General features: G+C 70.2%; 15 protein-coding genes and 1 pseudogene. 9 read left to right on the forward strand and 7 right to left on the reverse strand.

Annotated features, from left to right (window positions below; genetic code table 11):
- Positions 1 to 276: 276 nt before the first annotated feature.
- The gene (locus D892_RS0124080; protein WP_024803685.1) at positions 277 to 627 is read right to left on the reverse strand and encodes an iron-sulfur cluster assembly accessory protein; all 351 of its coding nucleotides are present in this window, start codon (positions 625 to 627) and stop codon (positions 277 to 279) included.
- A gap of 343 nt (positions 628 to 970) precedes the next feature.
- Between D892_RS0124080 and D892_RS0124085 the strand changes: the two genes are divergently transcribed.
- Entirely contained in the window at positions 971 to 1654 is a 684-nt protein-coding gene (locus D892_RS0124085; protein WP_024803686.1) for a DUF3043 domain-containing protein, read from the forward strand.
- A gap of 23 nt (positions 1655 to 1677) precedes the next feature.
- Here the strand turns inward: D892_RS0124085 and D892_RS46990 are convergent, their stop codons facing one another.
- Positions 1678 to 1854, reverse strand: coding sequence for a hypothetical protein (locus D892_RS46990; protein ID WP_156959664.1), 177 nt, complete (start codon positions 1852 to 1854; stop codon positions 1678 to 1680).
- A gap of 86 nt (positions 1855 to 1940) precedes the next feature.
- Between D892_RS46990 and D892_RS42055 the strand changes: the two genes are divergently transcribed.
- The 4 genes and pseudogenes from D892_RS42055 to D892_RS0124105 all read left to right on the forward strand — a co-directional run bounded on the left by D892_RS42055 (position 1941) and on the right by D892_RS0124105 (position 6716).
- Positions 1941 to 2897, forward strand: a complete 957-nt coding sequence (locus D892_RS42055) for a helix-turn-helix domain-containing protein (RefSeq protein ID WP_036567436.1) — start codon at positions 1941 to 1943, stop codon at positions 2895 to 2897.
- A gap of 389 nt (positions 2898 to 3286) precedes the next feature.
- Positions 3287 to 3991 (forward strand): annotated as a pseudogene (locus D892_RS49695) (bifunctional adenosylcobinamide kinase/adenosylcobinamide-phosphate guanylyltransferase); the annotation flags it as partial.
- Between the two features lie 456 nt (positions 3992 to 4447).
- On the forward strand, positions 4448 to 5551 hold the full coding sequence (gene cobT / locus D892_RS49700; RefSeq protein ID WP_051499860.1) for a nicotinate-nucleotide--dimethylbenzimidazole phosphoribosyltransferase: 1104 nt from the start codon (positions 4448 to 4450) through the stop codon (positions 5549 to 5551).
- A 415-nt stretch (positions 5552 to 5966) separates the two neighbouring features.
- Positions 5967 to 6716, forward strand: coding sequence for an adenosylcobinamide-GDP ribazoletransferase (locus D892_RS0124105; protein WP_024803688.1), 750 nt, complete (start codon positions 5967 to 5969; stop codon positions 6714 to 6716).
- An 11-nt stretch (positions 6717 to 6727) separates the two neighbouring features.
- Here the strand turns inward: D892_RS0124105 and D892_RS0124110 are convergent, their stop codons facing one another.
- Genes D892_RS0124110 through asnB form a run of 4 tightly spaced genes read right to left on the reverse strand, consistent with a single transcriptional unit; the run spans position 6728 to position 9783 of the window.
- Positions 6728 to 7153 carry a PIN domain nuclease gene (locus tag D892_RS0124110; protein ID WP_036567437.1) on the reverse strand — a complete coding sequence of 142 codons (426 nt, stop codon included), beginning with the start codon at positions 7151 to 7153 and terminating at the stop codon, positions 6728 to 6730.
- A complete protein-coding gene (locus D892_RS0124115) occupies positions 7144 to 7362 on the reverse strand; it encodes a ribbon-helix-helix protein, CopG family (protein ID WP_024803690.1) in 219 nt (72 codons plus the stop codon). Before D892_RS0124115 ends, D892_RS0124110 begins: the two co-directional genes overlap by 10 nt.
- A gap of 51 nt (positions 7363 to 7413) precedes the next feature.
- Entirely contained in the window at positions 7414 to 7683 is a 270-nt protein-coding gene (locus D892_RS0124120; RefSeq protein ID WP_024803691.1) for a DUF2277 domain-containing protein, read from the reverse strand.
- 51 nt (positions 7684 to 7734) lie between these two features.
- Positions 7735 to 9783 carry an asparagine synthase (glutamine-hydrolyzing) gene (gene asnB, locus D892_RS0124125; RefSeq protein ID WP_024803692.1) on the reverse strand — a complete coding sequence of 683 codons (2049 nt, stop codon included), beginning with the start codon at positions 9781 to 9783 and terminating at the stop codon, positions 7735 to 7737.
- A gap of 470 nt (positions 9784 to 10253) precedes the next feature.
- Here asnB and D892_RS0124135 point away from each other — a divergent pair, with 470 nt between their 5' ends.
- Entirely contained in the window at positions 10254 to 11252 is a 999-nt protein-coding gene (locus tag D892_RS0124135; protein WP_084161205.1) for a cytochrome c oxidase subunit II, read from the forward strand.
- 13 nt (positions 11253 to 11265) lie between these two features.
- Positions 11266 to 11682, forward strand: a complete 417-nt coding sequence (locus tag D892_RS0124140) for a cytochrome c oxidase subunit 4 (RefSeq protein WP_024803694.1) — start codon at positions 11266 to 11268, stop codon at positions 11680 to 11682.
- Positions 11683 to 11783: 101 nt separating this feature from the next.
- On the opposite strand, the gene D892_RS0124145 is transcribed toward D892_RS0124140, so the two are convergent.
- Positions 11784 to 13061: an FAD-binding oxidoreductase gene (locus tag D892_RS0124145; RefSeq protein WP_024803695.1), complete on the reverse strand. Its 1278-nt coding sequence runs from the start codon at positions 13059 to 13061 to the stop codon at positions 11784 to 11786.
- 191 nt (positions 13062 to 13252) lie between these two features.
- Here D892_RS0124145 and D892_RS0124155 point away from each other — a divergent pair, with 191 nt between their 5' ends.
- A complete protein-coding gene (locus D892_RS0124155) occupies positions 13253 to 14020 on the forward strand; it encodes an SDR family oxidoreductase (protein ID WP_024803696.1) in 768 nt (255 codons plus the stop codon).
- Between the two features lie 43 nt (positions 14021 to 14063).
- A complete protein-coding gene (locus tag D892_RS0124160) occupies positions 14064 to 14402 on the forward strand; it encodes an MmcQ/YjbR family DNA-binding protein (protein ID WP_024803697.1) in 339 nt (112 codons plus the stop codon).
- Positions 14403 to 14427 lie beyond the last annotated feature (25 nt).

The following is a 14427-nucleotide window of genomic DNA, read 5'->3' on the forward strand; positions in this document are numbered from 1 at the left end:
AAATCCTTCGGTGTCGTGCTGCGCACGCCGTCGCTGCTCGACAGACGCGTAGCGGGCCGGCGGAAAGGGACCGGGGCTTTGTGCACACAGGTGAATCACCCATGAACGCACAAAAACGGTCGTTCGTAACGTACACCGTCGAACGGGACCCTCACCACCCGACGGAGCAGCGTCCCAGTCAGGGGCGCTTACCTTGGCGGACAATCGGATAGGCCGGCTCCGGGCAGCAAACGACACGGAACCCCCAGGTCGGAGGTCCCGTGCTCGTGGCGAAGGTCAGTTGAAGCTGTCGCCGCAGGCGCAGGAGCCGGTGGCGTTCGGGTTGTCGATGGTGAAACCCTGCTTCTCGATGGTGTCGACGAAGTCGATGGCGGCACCCTGCACGTACGGGGCGCTCATCCGGTCGACGGTCAGCGCGACGCCGCCGAACTCGGCGGTGAGGTCGCCGTCGAGCGAGCGATCGTCGAAGAACAGTTGGTAGCGCAGCCCCGCGCAACCACCGGGCTGTACGGCGATCCGCAGCGCCAGATCGTCACGCCCCTCCTGATCGAGCAGCGCCTTCGCCTTGGAGGCGGCCGCGTCGGTCAGCGTCACACCGTGGGTGGTGGTCTCGTTCTGCACAGTCATGAAGTCTCCTCAGGACCCGTGTTGCCGCAATGGAGCCCGGCCGGAACGGCCGGAAGCATGGCCCGACATCTGTCAACACCACTTCGCGGGTGGCTATTCCCTTCCCTCAATCCTGCCACTCACGTCCGATCTTGCCACTCTCGCCCGGTGATGTCCCAGTGCGTATACCCATCCGGACCCGGGTTGTATGCGTGCCGTGGTTGTCTGCTCGCCCTTCACCGTACCCGCGCACCCTGTGGAAACCCTCGGTTAGCGGCCGGTGAACAGTTGTGGATGAGATTCGGCACACCAACTCGGCGAACCGGATTTCCCGGGCGGTATGCCATCGAATAGCCTGGTCGGCGTGAAGTTCCTCCGCCGCGGCGATGCAAGTAAGACCGACGACCTCGCCGACGAGACCTCGGCCGATCCGGTCGGGGAGTCCGGCGGCGCGGCCGACGCCTCGGACCGGCCGGCCGCCACGGCCACCGCCGGGAAGGGCCGGCCCACCCCCAAGCGCCGGGATGCCGAGGGCAAGCGCCGCGGCCCCATCGCGCCGGCGCCGATGACCTCGAAGGAGGCCCGCGCCCGCCGCAAGGCGAACCGCGGCACACGTGCCGACCGCAAGGCGGCCTCGGCCGATCGGCGCGCGGCCGCCGCCGACCGGCGCGCCCGGATGCTGGCGGGTGAGGACAAGTACCTCTTACCGCGCGACCGCGGCCCGGTGCGCGCCTATGTGCGCGATCTGGTGGACGCGCGCCGCAATCTGGTCGGGTTGTTCATGCCGCTGGCACTGCTGCTGATCCTGACCATGTTCCTGACGCCCGCCGTGCAGGCCTACGTCACGCTGGCCATGCTCGTGATGATGGTGTTCATGGCCGGCGAGGGGTTCCTGATCGGCCGCACCATCAATCGCCGGGTGCGCGAACGCTTTCCGGACGACACCAGCTCCCCGTGGTCGCTGGGGTGGTATGCCTTCGTGCGCGCCTCGCAGATCCGCCGCATGCGCGCGCCCAAGCCGCGCGTCGGCGCCGGGGACTCGGTCTAGGCTGCTCGTTCCGGCGGGCCTGCTCATCGGGACTGCCGCAGTGCGGTGATGGCCTGTAGCTCGATGTCGATGCGCTGCGCGTCGCGGTCGTCGATATCGCTGGAACCCGTGGGGGGAAGAGCGATTCCGTGGTGGAGGAACACCCGGACGGCCAGCCCGATCAGGAGGATGAACAGGAAGGAGAGCAGGAAGGTCAGCATGGCAGTAATTTTTCTGCCACAGACTTCCTGCCACCAGTGGCAGTTGCGACATTGTTCGTAAATATTCGGCCACGTAGACTGACTGCATGCTGTCCAAGGTCGCCGCGGTGCTCTGCGATAACGTCGCCATGTTCGAATTCGGCGTTCTCTGTGAGGTTTTCGGGCTGGACCGCCGCGACGACGGGCTGCCCGGCTTCGACTTCCGGGTGTGCGGCACCGAACCCGGTGTGCCGTTGCGCTGTAGTTCACCGGGCATCACGGTGACTCCGGAGTACGGCCTGGACGAACTGGCCGACGCCGACCTGGTGACGGTGCCCGCCTATCCGGTCGCCGAGGACTACGAGTTCGATCCCCGCGTGCTGCGGGCCGTCCGGGATGCCGTCGACGCGGGGGCCACCGTGCTCACGGTCTGTTCGGGCGCCTTTCTCGCCGGGGCGGCCGGACTGCTGGACGGGCGTAAATGCACCACGCACTGGCGGCACGTGGGAAAGCTCGCCGAGCGCTACCCGTCGGCCACCGTCGACCCGGACGTGCTGTTCGTCGACGAGGGGAACCTGATCACCAGCGCCGGCACCGCGGCCGGCATCGATGCCTGCCTGCACCTGGTGCGGCGCGAACTGGGCAGCGCCGTCGCCAACAAGATCGCCCGGCGGATGGTGGTGCCGCCGCAGCGCGACGGCGGCCAGCGGCAGTTCATCGAGCGCCCCGTGCCGGAATGCACCTCCGACGGCCTGCGGGACACGCTGCTGTGGATGGACCGGCACCTCGAGCTGCCGCATACGGTCGAGGACCTGGCCGCGCGCTCGGCCATGTCGACGCGCACCTTCGCCCGCCGCTTCGCCGCCGAGACCGGCACCACCCCCGTCAAATGGCTCACCAACCAGCGCGTTCTGCTGGCGAAGCAGCTCCTCGAGGACACCACCCTGGACCTGGAAACCATCGCCGGCCGTTCCGGTTTCGGCTCCGCGGCCCTGCTGCGCCACCACTTCCAGCGCCTGGTCGGCATCGCCCCCACGGAATACCGCCGCCGCTTCGGGAGCTGAGCCGCCGGCGGTTGCGTCTCACGATCGGTGGTCGCGTCTCACCGGCACTGGTGCGCGCCATGAACACGTCGGCCACGTAGCGGTCGGTGATGCGCGACTTGTCATGCGGAATTCTCTCGGCGATGCACCGCCTCGCCGTGCAGCCGACATGTCCCGGACGACGGCGCACGCTTCGTTCGCGCGTACTGGACGTCGGCGTGGTGGTGCCGCTTCGGTGGCCGCTGGACCTGCGCCGGTGCGCGGCGTTCGGCGCCAGGATCGTCCGGCCCGGCTGTGGGCACTCGGGGACGCCATCATCCGACTCGGTGACCGGATGCCGCCACGGGGCGCCCGGATTCGTCGGAGAAGGCGACATACCGGGCCGGGGCGCGGAGCGATCTCGGCTGCGGATGACCGGGCTTGCCGGTTCGATTCGACGAGGACGGGTCCGGCCTGCGCTGTCGCCCGGCGCGTCGCACATCACCGATCGCCGATCGCGGGCTGTCACATCCTGTGCGAGCGTCGTCCGGGCGGGGGCCCGAGCGTGCGTTGGTGGCCGGGCGAGGGAGTCCTGTTGGTACCGTTCTGGCGTGGTGAACGATGCTGCGAGCGCGCGAGCTGTGCGGACGCTGGTCCTCGGTGGAGCGCGGTCGGGGAAGTCGGCTTTTGCCGAAGGACTGGCCGGGCGCGCCGGGGCCGTGCGGTACGTGGCGACCGCGGTGCCGGATCCGTCGGATGCCGACTTCGCCGAACGGATTGCGGCGCATCGGGTTCGGCGGCCCGGGGTGTGGAACGTCGTCGAAGGTGATCCGGTGGCGGTGCTTGCCGAGCCGGCGGCGGTGACGCTGATCGACGATCTCGGTACCTGGCTGACCGGGCGCATCGACGCGCGCGAGGCATGGGAGCTGCCGCGCGGCACCGTGCGACCCGATGCCGACGATCTGGTCGCGGTCGTCTCGGGCTACCGGGACCGGCTGGTGATCGTGAGCCCGGAGGCCGGGCTCGGCGTTCTCCCCGCGACCCGTTCGGGCCGGCTGTTCCAGGACGAGATCGGCGAGCTGAACCAGCGGCTGGCCGAGGTGTGCGACGAGGTGTACCTGGTGGTCGCGGGCCTGCCGACCCGGATCAAGCCGGGGGCGGACGCAGCCGCTGTCGCCGGGCCGGCGGCGACCGCGGGCGGAACCGATCGGCCGGGTACCGGCGCAGGCGCTCTCGCCGGGCCGGTGGCGGCGGGCGCGGCGACCGCCGTGGGCGACGGGACGGGCCAACCGCGCGAGGCGGGGTCGGGGCATGCGGATCCCGGGGGAGCGGCGGCCGCGGGAACATCCTCTGCCGCAGCGGGTTTCACGACATCCGCGGACGGAGCACCGGAGCCTGCGGCCGCGTCGCGGAAGCCCGGCGAGACGGCGGGGAACGCGGCGTCCGTTGCGACCGGTGCCGAATCCTCGGCTGTGACCGGTGCCGAATCCTCGCCTGTGACCGGTGCCGAGTCCTCGGCCGGGGTACCCGGATCCGCGGGCGACGCGGCGGGGTCTTCGACGGGGCCGTCGGCGACCGGCTCCGGTTCCGGCATCGAGAGTGCCCGGACTACCGGAACAGCCGGCGCCGCACCCGCATTCGGCCCGGTGACCGCACCCGACGCCCAGGCCCGGACCCGGGCCGAGGAACGGCAGCTGGAGCTGACGAAGCCGGCCGGTGCGCTGGGGCGGCTGGAGGCGCTGGGGAACTGGGTCGCGGCCTGTCAGGGCGTGTGCCCGCCGCACCAGTTCCAGCGGGCCCGGGTGGTGGTGTTCGCCGGCGATCACGGTGTGGCGCGGCACGGGGTTTCGGCCTATCCCAGCGAGGTGACCGCGCAGATGGTCGCCAACTTCCTGGGCGGGGGAGCGGCGGTGAACGCGCTGGCGCGGCTGGCGGACGCGTCCGTGCGGGTGGTGGATATCGCCGTCGACGGCGACACCGACCCGGCCGTCTCGGCGCACAAGGTGCGCCGCGCCAGCGGCAGCATCGACCGCGAGGACGCGCTGACCGAGGCCGAGGTGCACGCCGCGCTGGCGGCCGGCAAGGCCATCGCCGACGAGGAGATCGACGGCGGCGCGGATCTGCTGATCGCGGGCGATATGGGAATCGGGAACACCACGCCCGCAACGGTTCTCATCGCCTCGGTCACCGACACCGAGCCGGTGGTGGCGGTCGGCCGCGGCACCGGCGTCGACGACGCCGGATGGATGCGCAAGCTCGCCGCGATCCGGGACGCCATGTGGCGCGCCCGTGCGCACCGCCACGATCCGGTCGCGCTGCTGCGCGTGGCCGGCGGCGCCGATCTGGCCGCCGCCGCGGGCTATCTCGCCCAGGCCGCGGCCCGCCGCACCCCGGTGATCCTGGACGGCGTGGTGATCACCGCCGCCGCCCTGCTCGCCGACATGCTGGCCCCCGGCGCGAGATCCTGGTGGGTGGCGGGCCACTGCTCCACCGAACCGGCCCACACCCAGGCCCTCACCCGGCTGAACCTGGAACCGCTGGTGGATCTGGGCATGCGCCTGGGCGAAGGCTCCGGCGCCCTGACCGCCCTGCCCATCCTGCGCGCCGCGGTCTCCGCCCTCGCAGATATGGCCACCTTCGCCGACGCGGGCGTGAGCACCGCCGGGGCCGACACTCCCGCCGAAGTGGCGCCCTGACCGGGGAAGTGATGAGCGTCGACCGGCGGCCCCGTACCCGCTGCCCGTGGCTGCGGCGGGACCGGTCCGTGCCGATCGAGCCATCGCCGTGTGCGCGGCGAACGGCATCCGGTTCGCGGACATCGACACGTCCGGCATCGCACTGGGCGTCGGGTGCCGGGATCGCAGCCCGGGAGGCACAGCAGCCGCGGGGGTATCGAGACGCATCACGGTCTCCATCGCCCCACATCCGTGGCAGGCAACGCGTCCCCGGTCTCCCTGGGGCGTATACCGGCCGAGTAGGCGGCTCTGCCTGCCGGACGGTTCGCGTCGGCGGCGGTAGGTCGATACCGATCCACGTGGTCGACGAGCATCGGCTCATGCTGTGGGGCCGGCTCGGCGATTCGACGGCCGGTACGTGCCGGAGCCGGTGCCGGTGAACGGGATTCGGCTGGCGGTGTCCTGGCTGACGGTGCTGCCGGTGCGGGGGCCGGAGGCGGTGGATCGGGCGGGGGCGGCCCGGGCGATCGCGTTCGCGCCGCTCGTCGGGATCGTGCTCGGTGGTGTCGCGGCGGGCTTGATGTGGGTGTTCACCACGGCCGGAACGACTTCCGGGCTGGCGGGACTGTTGACCGTCGGGGCGCTGGCCCTGGGCACCCGGGGCATGCATCTGGACGGGCTGGCCGACACGGTGGACGGCCTCGGCAGCTACGGGCCGCCCGAGCGAGCCCGCGAGATCATGAAGAGCGGCGGCGCGGGGCCGTTCGGGGTGGCCGCGCTGATTTTCGTGGTCGGCATCCAGGCCCTGGCCTTCGCGGCGCTCGCCGACGACGGCCGCTGGTTCGCCATCGCGCTGGCGGTCGCGACCGGCCGCGTCGCGGTCGTCCTGGCCTGCCGCCGCGGTGTCGAGGCCGCACCGGGTGCGGGATTCGGTGCGCTGGTCGCCGGTACACAGTCAGCGTTCACGGTCGCCGCCTGCTCGGTGATCGCCCTCGCCGCAGGCATTTTCGCGGCACCGGAGTACCCCTGGCAGGGTGTACTCGCGGTCGCCGTGGCCTTGATCGTCGCCTGGCTGCTGGTAGCCCACTGCGTACGACGCTTCGCCGGCCTGAACGGCGACGTGCTCGGCGCGGCCCTGGAGCTGGCCGTCGTCTGCGCCGCGGCCGTGCTCGCCTGTCGGCCGTAGCGCCGCCGCGCTCATTCCGTGTCGAACAGCAGTCGCTCCACCGGCTGACCGGTGACCTCGGCGATGATCTCGAAGTCTTTGTCGGCGTGCAGGACAACGAGCCTGCCCTGTTCCGCGATGGCGGCGATCAACAGATCCGGGATCGATGGTGCACGGTGGTGCCCGCGATCGGAGAGGGCGCGCAGCACCTCGACGGCTCGGTCTTCCGCTGCCGGTGTCAGGTACTCCACCGGCATCCGAGCCACCGGCGGCAGGTCGAGAAGCGCGGAGAGATCAGTCGCGGAGCGCGCGGAGTAGCCCGTCTCCAGCAGCGTTGCGGTGGCGATCCGTACGACGCCACGCTCGATCCGCGCCGCCCATTCGTGCGCATCGGAAGACTGCCCGAGTCGTACGAGAGCGGACTTGTCGATCAACCATGGACGGCTGCTCACGACCATGCACGGCCCATGACATCGGGGTCGTTCAGATCTTTCGCCAGTTCGCTGAGGCGCCTGAGATCGTCCTTGCCGACGGGGATACTGGGCTGGAAATCCCTGGCGATCCAGCGCCGGAGAAACTCGCTGCGCGACAGCCCCACATCCCGGGCGCGCCGATCGACCTCCTCGATCGCCGCGTCGGGGATATCCCGGATCAATATGTCTGTCACGGCTTCCACCTCCTGATATCGATGATATCAGGAGGTCGTCTGCGGATCCGCTCAGCCACGCGCTTCGATGCGGGCGCGCACCTCGGGGCGGCGCAGCGGCGGGACGGATTTCGGGGGGACCTTGCGGTCGGGGAGGTCTTCCAGGAGGCGGGTGGTGGCGGCCGCTATGTCGGCGACCGCCGCCTCCACGGCCGAGCGGTTGGCGGCGGAGATGCCGGCCAGGCCGCCGACCTTGCGGACGTACTGCAGCGCGGCCGCGTGGATCTCCTCCGGCGTCGCGGCGGGCTCCAGACCGCGCAGGGCGGTGATGTTTCTGCACATGCCTCGACAGTAACCGCCCTGTCCAGGGGCTTCGGGGTTACGAGGGCGGGCCTACAGCCGGACCGGGTAGGTCGGCTCCTGGATCTCCGGCTTGATCCGGTTCTCGACGAAGATGCCGTGCCAGATCATGAACACCAGCAGCGTCCACAGGCGGCGACTGTGGTCGGCCGCACCGGACCGGTGGGCCTCCAGCATCGCCTTGATCGCGGACTTGTCCAGCAGGTGGTCGGTCTGCGAGTCGGCGATCTGCGCGGCGGCCCAGTCGTGCAGTTCCGGGCCGCGCAGCCAGTGCCGCAGCGGCACCGGGAAGCCCAGCTTGGGCCGGTGCAGGACGTGCGGCGGGACGATCGTCTCGAGCGCCCGGCGCAGCGCGTACTTGGTGGTCTCCTTGGTGATCTTCTGGTCGTAGGGAATCTGCTCGGCGACCGCGAACACCTCGGAGTCCAGGAACGGCACCCGCAACTCCAGCGAGTTGGCCATGGTCATCTTGTCGGCCTTCACCAGGATGTCGCCGCGCAGCCAGGTGAACAGGTCCAGGTGCTGCATGCGCGCCACCGGATCCATGCCGGCATCCTGCTTGGCGTAGATCGGGCCGGTGACGTCCTGATGGGTCCACTCCGGCCGGAACTCGCGCAGCACCGCGCGCAGCTGCGCGTCGTTGAAGCTGCGGGCGTTGCCGTAGTAGCGCTCCTGTAGCGTGAGCGAGCCCCGATGCAGCAGGCTCTTGCCCCGGGTGCCCTCCGGGATCCGGTCCGACAGCTTGCCCGCGAGCCGGCGCACGCCCTTCGGAAGATATTCGAAAGGCCTGAGCGACAACGGCTCCCGGTAGATCGTGTACCCGCCGAACAGCTCGTCGGCCCCCTCCCCGGACAGCACCACCTTGACGTGCTTGCGCGCCTCCTTGGCCACGAAATACAGCGGCACCAGCGCCGGATCGGCCACGGGATCGTCGAGATACCAGACGATTTCGGGAATGGCGGCGGCGAAATCGGCGGGGCTCACCGTGCGGATGTAGTGCTTCGCGCCGATCGCCTCCGCGGTCTCGGCGGCCACGTCGGCCTCGGAGTACCCCTCCCGCTCGAAGGCGGAGGTGAAGGTGAGCAGGTTCGGATTGTGCCGGATCGCCAGCGCGGCAATGGCGGTCGAGTCGATGCCGCCGGACAGGAACGATCCGACGGTGACGTCGGCGCGCATGTGCTTGGCGACGGAATCCTCCATCACCTCGGCGATCCGGCGGTACCGGGCCTCCGCGGTGTTGGTGTGCACCCCCGCCGCGCGCCGGTTCTGCGGTGTGTCGTCGCCGGGCTTGCCGAACGGCACCACCCGGAACTTCGGCTCGAAATACCGTGTGATCTCAGGGGTCTCGCCCGGACCGAGCGTGGCGAAGCAGCCGGATTCCAGGCGGCGGATGGTGCGGTGCAGCGATTCGGGCTCGGGCACGTACTGCAGCACCGTGTAGTGCTCGAGCGCCCGGACGTCGAGTTCGTCGGAAAGGCCCAGCGCCCCGAGCAGTTCCAGCAGGCTCTTCTTCTCGCTGGCGTAGCCGGTGCCGTTCGGGCCGGTGGCCAGGAACAGCGGCTTGATGCCGAACGGGTCGCGCGCGACGACCAGCCGCTCGGTCTCGGTATCCCAGATCGCGAACGCGAACATTCCGCGCAGCCGGGCGAACGATTCGGTGCCCCAGTGGTGGTAGGCGGCGACGATCGCCTCGCCGTCACCCTCGGTGCGGAACCGCGCGTCGTGCTCGGCGCGCAACTGCTCCCGCAGTTCCAGATAGTTGTAGATCTCGCCGTTGAACGCCAGCGCGTACCGCTCCGGGTTCTCCGGCGGGCCCCAGCGCAGCGGCTGGTGCGAATGCTCGATATCGATGATCGAGAGCCGGTTGAAGCCGAGGATCATGTGCTCGTCGTGCCACGTGCCGCGCTCGTCCGGGCCGCGATGGCGCCCGCACTGCAAGGCGTCGTAGACCTGCTGTACGACGTTGTCCGTCGCTCCGTCGGCTGGCACAGCGCCGTCGGCTGGCACACTCCCGTCGGCTGGCACACTCTCGTCGACCGGCAGAGCCACGTCGGCGGACAGAAATCCGAGCAGTCCACACACTGCGTCGAGAACCTCGTTTCCGGGATCGGGGTCGGGCGGGAGGAGCGAAACCCAGTCTCCGAGTATGCCGTACCGGGGTCGCGGGTGCGCGGGCCGAGGGGTGCGCGTGCGCCGGAGGGTCCGGCGGGGCACCGGACAGCGCGGTCGGCGGATTATCCGGAGGTCGTCGGCGTCTTCCCGGTGTGTCGAATGCGACCCGGGCACAACGAGGTACCCGGTTTGGTCTACGCTGCGTAGTACTCGGGAACTCCCCGGATGGACCGCGCGTTGCGCACGGCCGCCGGCGGCGGCCCGAACGTGCTGAACAGCCGCCGTCCGGCCCACACCGGCGGCGGCGAGTCGGAGAGACGACCAGGAAGGCGTTGAGCGTGGCGCACAAGGCGAGCGAAGCGATAGGGGCACGCCCCGGCGGGGGCTCTACCTCCGGCGGACGGGGCCGCATCCTTCGGCGGGCCGGGCTGGCGGTGTCCATGGGGATCACCGTGCTGCTCGTCTCGGGTTGCTCGATCGACAACCCCGTGCTTCGGTTCGGCTGGCCCACGGGTATCACCCCGCAGGCGACCCGGATGCGGGAGCTGTGGACGTGGTCGGTCATCGCCGCCCTGGCGATGGGCGTGCTGGTGTGGGGCCTGACCTTCTGGACGGTCGCCTTCCACCGCAAGAAGTCGAGCTCGCCGGAGTTCCCCCGGCAGACCGGCTACAACGTGCCGCTGGAGCTGACCTACACGGCGATCCCGTTCGTGATCATCGCGGTGCTGTTCTACTTCACCGTCGTCGTGCAGAACTACGTGCACGAGAAGACGGGCGACCCGGACGTGGTCGTCGATGTGACCGCGTTCCAGTGGAACTGGAAGTTCGGCTACCAGAAGGCGGTACAGGGCAACGGCCAGGTCTACGACGGCGTGGACCAGGAGCGTCAGGGCCTGAACCAGGAGATCATCGAGGAGTACAAGGAGCGCAAGGTCGACGGCCACCCGCGACCGGGTCCGAACAACGGCCTGCCCGCCAACGACACCACCTACCTGAACTACGACAAGGTCGAGACGATCGGCTCCAGCCAGGAGATTCCGGTGCTGGTGCTGCCGACCAACAAGGTCGTCGAGTTCCAGCTGGCGTCGGCCGACGTCATCCACGCGTTCTGGGTGCCGGAGTTCCTGTTCAAGCGCGACGTGATGCCGAACCCGAAGGAAAACCACTCCGACAACACCTTCCAGATCACCAAGATCGAGCGGGAGGGCGCCTTCGTCGGCCGCTGCGCGGAGATGTGCGGCACCTACCACTCGATGATGAACTTCGAGGTCCGGGCCGTGTCCCCGGACAAGTTCGACCGCTACCTGCAGGCACGAGAGCGCGGCGCGACCAACGCCGAGGCGCTGTCGAGCATCGGGGAATCGCCGGTGGCGGTGGTGACGCATCCGTTCGACACCAAGCGCACGGCGCGCGAAGCTTCCCAGGCCGACGGCAAGTGAGGAATGAACTGACATGAAGGTCGAAGCACGCATCTTCGAGCTGCTCACGGTGTTCTTCATCATCGTGGCGGTCGTCTACGCCATCTTCACCGCACAGTCGCGCACCGGCGTCGAATGGGCCGGCACCACCGCGATCGTGCTGACCGCGGGCCTGACCCTGATCGTCGGCACCTACTTCCGGTTCGTGGCGCGCCGCCTCGACCTGCGCCCGGAGGACTACGAGGACGCCGAGATCGCGGACGGCTCCGGCGACCTGGGCTTCTTCTCGCCCGGCAGCTTCTGGCCCATCCTGATCGCGGCGGCCGCCTCGGTGACCGCCATCGGGTTCGCGTTCTTCCAGCCGTGGCTGATCGGTCTCGGCGTGATCTGCGTTCTGGTCGCGGTGGGGGGCCTGGTGTTCGAGTACCACCTGGGCCCGGAGAAGCACTGACTCACGGAGTTCACGCGGGCGCCCCGGCCGGATTCGGCCGGGGCGCCGTGCTGTGTCCGGGTAGCCGTGCTGTGTCCGGGCTGCCGTGCTGTGTCCGGACTTCAGTCGGAGTCGTATCGGCGGGCCCGTTCGGACCGGCAGATGTCCTCGATCTCGGCGTCGATCTCGCGCAGCAGTTCCGGGGTGCCGGTCTTGCCGGTGTAGGTCTCGGTGGGGCGCACCCGGCAGGTGAAGGTGAGGAAACCGTGGTCCTCGCCGGCGAGTTCGCGCAGGTAGGGCGAGCGCACCCCGTAGGTCATGGCGGAGATGACGGTGAAGCAGCCGCTGCGCTCGCGATACTCGGTGAACAGGTCGTGTAGTCGGTGGAACACCGCGGTGTAGGTGGACAGCGGCGCGAACACCGCGACCCGGCAGGCCGGGCCGCGCTCGGCGGAGGTGATCACCGTATCGGCCAGGTACTCGGCATCCCGCAGCGTCAGCACCTTCGGCGCGAACATCAGCGCACCGGCGGCGGCGTTGCGCACCGGCATCCCGGCGGGGCCGCGGGCGGCGGAGGCGATGGCGCCCAGCGACTTTCGCGCCCGGGAGCCCAGCTCGCGGCGGGCCTTCAGGGACGGCGTCGCGGTGGTCGGGTGCAGGCTCGACCACTGGCCGAACCGGACGGTGCCCAGCTGCACGTGCCCGGTGCCGACCGGCCGCGACACCCGCAGCGGCGCGGTGTCGACCCAGCGCCCGACCTGGAGCAGGGAATCGCCGGGCTGCTCGATCTCGGCGGCCGAGTGCTCGACGAAGGTGTCGAAGTCGAGGAAGCGGTGCGCCTCGGAGGCCAGCCAGGTGTGGTCCTTGTCGACCTCGACGGCCTCCAGCGTGAGCGCGGTGATGATACCGGTGCGGCCGGCGCCGCCGAGGATGCGGCGGAAGCGGTCGGCGTGGTGGTTGCGGCCGCAGGTGCCGAATCTGCCGTCCTGGTCGACGTATTCGAGGGCGACGACGTTATCGCTGAACATGCCGTAGCGGTGCGAGGCGGCGCTGAGCCCGCCGACCGCGGCGAAGCCGCCGGCGGTGATCTCGCGGTGGTCGCCGACGATGGGCAGCCCCAGCCCGTGCGCGGCGAGCGTGCGGTCGATATCGGACAGCCGCGCCCCCGCCTGCACCCGGACCAGCCGTGCGTCGGCGTCGACCGCCTGCACCCGGTTCATCCGGCGCAGCGACAGCACGATGCGGTGATCGGGCGGCTCGAGTTCGTCCTCGCCGTGTTCGGTGTGGCCGCCGCCGCGGACGGTCAGCGGCTGCGGGCGGGCATCGCGCACGGTGCGGACGACATCCGCGGTATCGCGGGGGAGGTACTCCTCGGGAAGGTCGGCGAGGGGAGTGCTCATGAACGGGCCTCGCCGAACAGCTGCTTCGGCATGCGCACCGGCGCATCATGTTTCATGACTCGGCGTGTCGGGACTCCGTGTTTCATGATTCGCTCGATGCGCTCGCTCATGACCTCACAGCTAACCACAGTCGCGCCGGTTCGTCTGCCCCGATGGGTGTGGTGCACGGGGCGCCGGGGTAGGCATGACGCATGACCACGGTTCTCGTCACCGGCGGAAGCGGCGCCCTCGGACAGCACATCGTGACCGGACTGCGAGGCAACGGGCACGACGTCCGGGTGCTGTCGCGGCGCGCGAGCGCCGGCACGCACGTCGGCGATCTCACAACGGGCGAGGGGGTGCGGGAGGCCGCGGCCGGTGCCGACCTGATCGTGCACGCGGCGTCGGACTTCCGCCGGTTCGGGAAACCGGATCTCGCGCAGACGCGCAACCTGCTGGCGGAATCCAAGGGTGTGCGCCAGCTGCTGTACGTGTCCATCGTCGGGATCGATCGGATTCCGTTCCGGTACTACCGCAACAAGCTCGCGTGCGAGGACCTGATCACCGAAAGTGATGTGCCGCACACGATTCTGCGGGCCACCCAGTTCCACGACCTGATCGGCGCGGTGCTGCGCGGCGTCGAGCGGCTGCCGGTGTCGCCGCTGCCGCTGGACTTCCGTTTCCAGCCGGTGGCGACCGAGGACGTGGCGGCCCGGGTGGTCGAGCTGATCGACGGCGAACCGGTCGGCCACGCAGCGGATTTCGGCGGCCCGGAGGTGCTGACCCTCGGGCAGCTGGCCGAAGCGTGGCGGGAGCGGCGGGGCGGGCCGCGGCGGGTGGTGCGCCTGCCGATGACGGGCAAGGTCGCCTGCGCCTTCCGGGCCGGCGACAACACCTGCCCGAATCACGCCGACGGCACCCGGACCTGGGCGCAGTACGTCGCCGACGTTCCCGACCGGGTCTACCGGCTGCGCGGGTAGGTGTCGCCGCCGGATCCCGCCGGGCCTGGCAGGATTCGGCTCCATGAGTGTCACCGCGGAGGATGTCCGCGCCTTCGCCCTGTCGCTGTCGGGCACGACGGAGCAATTCGCCTGGGGGATGCCGATTTTCCGGGTCGCGGGCAAGCTGTTCCTCACCCTGCCGGAGAACGAGACCTCGATGGCGGTCCGCTGCCCGATCGTCGACCGGGACGAGCTGGTCGTGGCCGAACCGGCCAAGTTCTGGATCGCCGCCCACGAGGCGAACAACGCGTGGGTGCGGGTGCGCCTGGCCGCCCTCGACGATCGGGAGGAGCTGGAGGCGATCGTCGCCGATTCCTGGCGGCAGGCGGCGCCGCGGGATCTGGTGGACGAACTCGGCTGAACGTGCCGTCTGTTACTTCCGCTGT

The organism is Nocardia sp. BMG51109 (genome assembly GCF_000526215.1).
Classification (GTDB): domain Bacteria; phylum Actinomycetota; class Actinomycetes; order Mycobacteriales; family Mycobacteriaceae; genus Nocardia.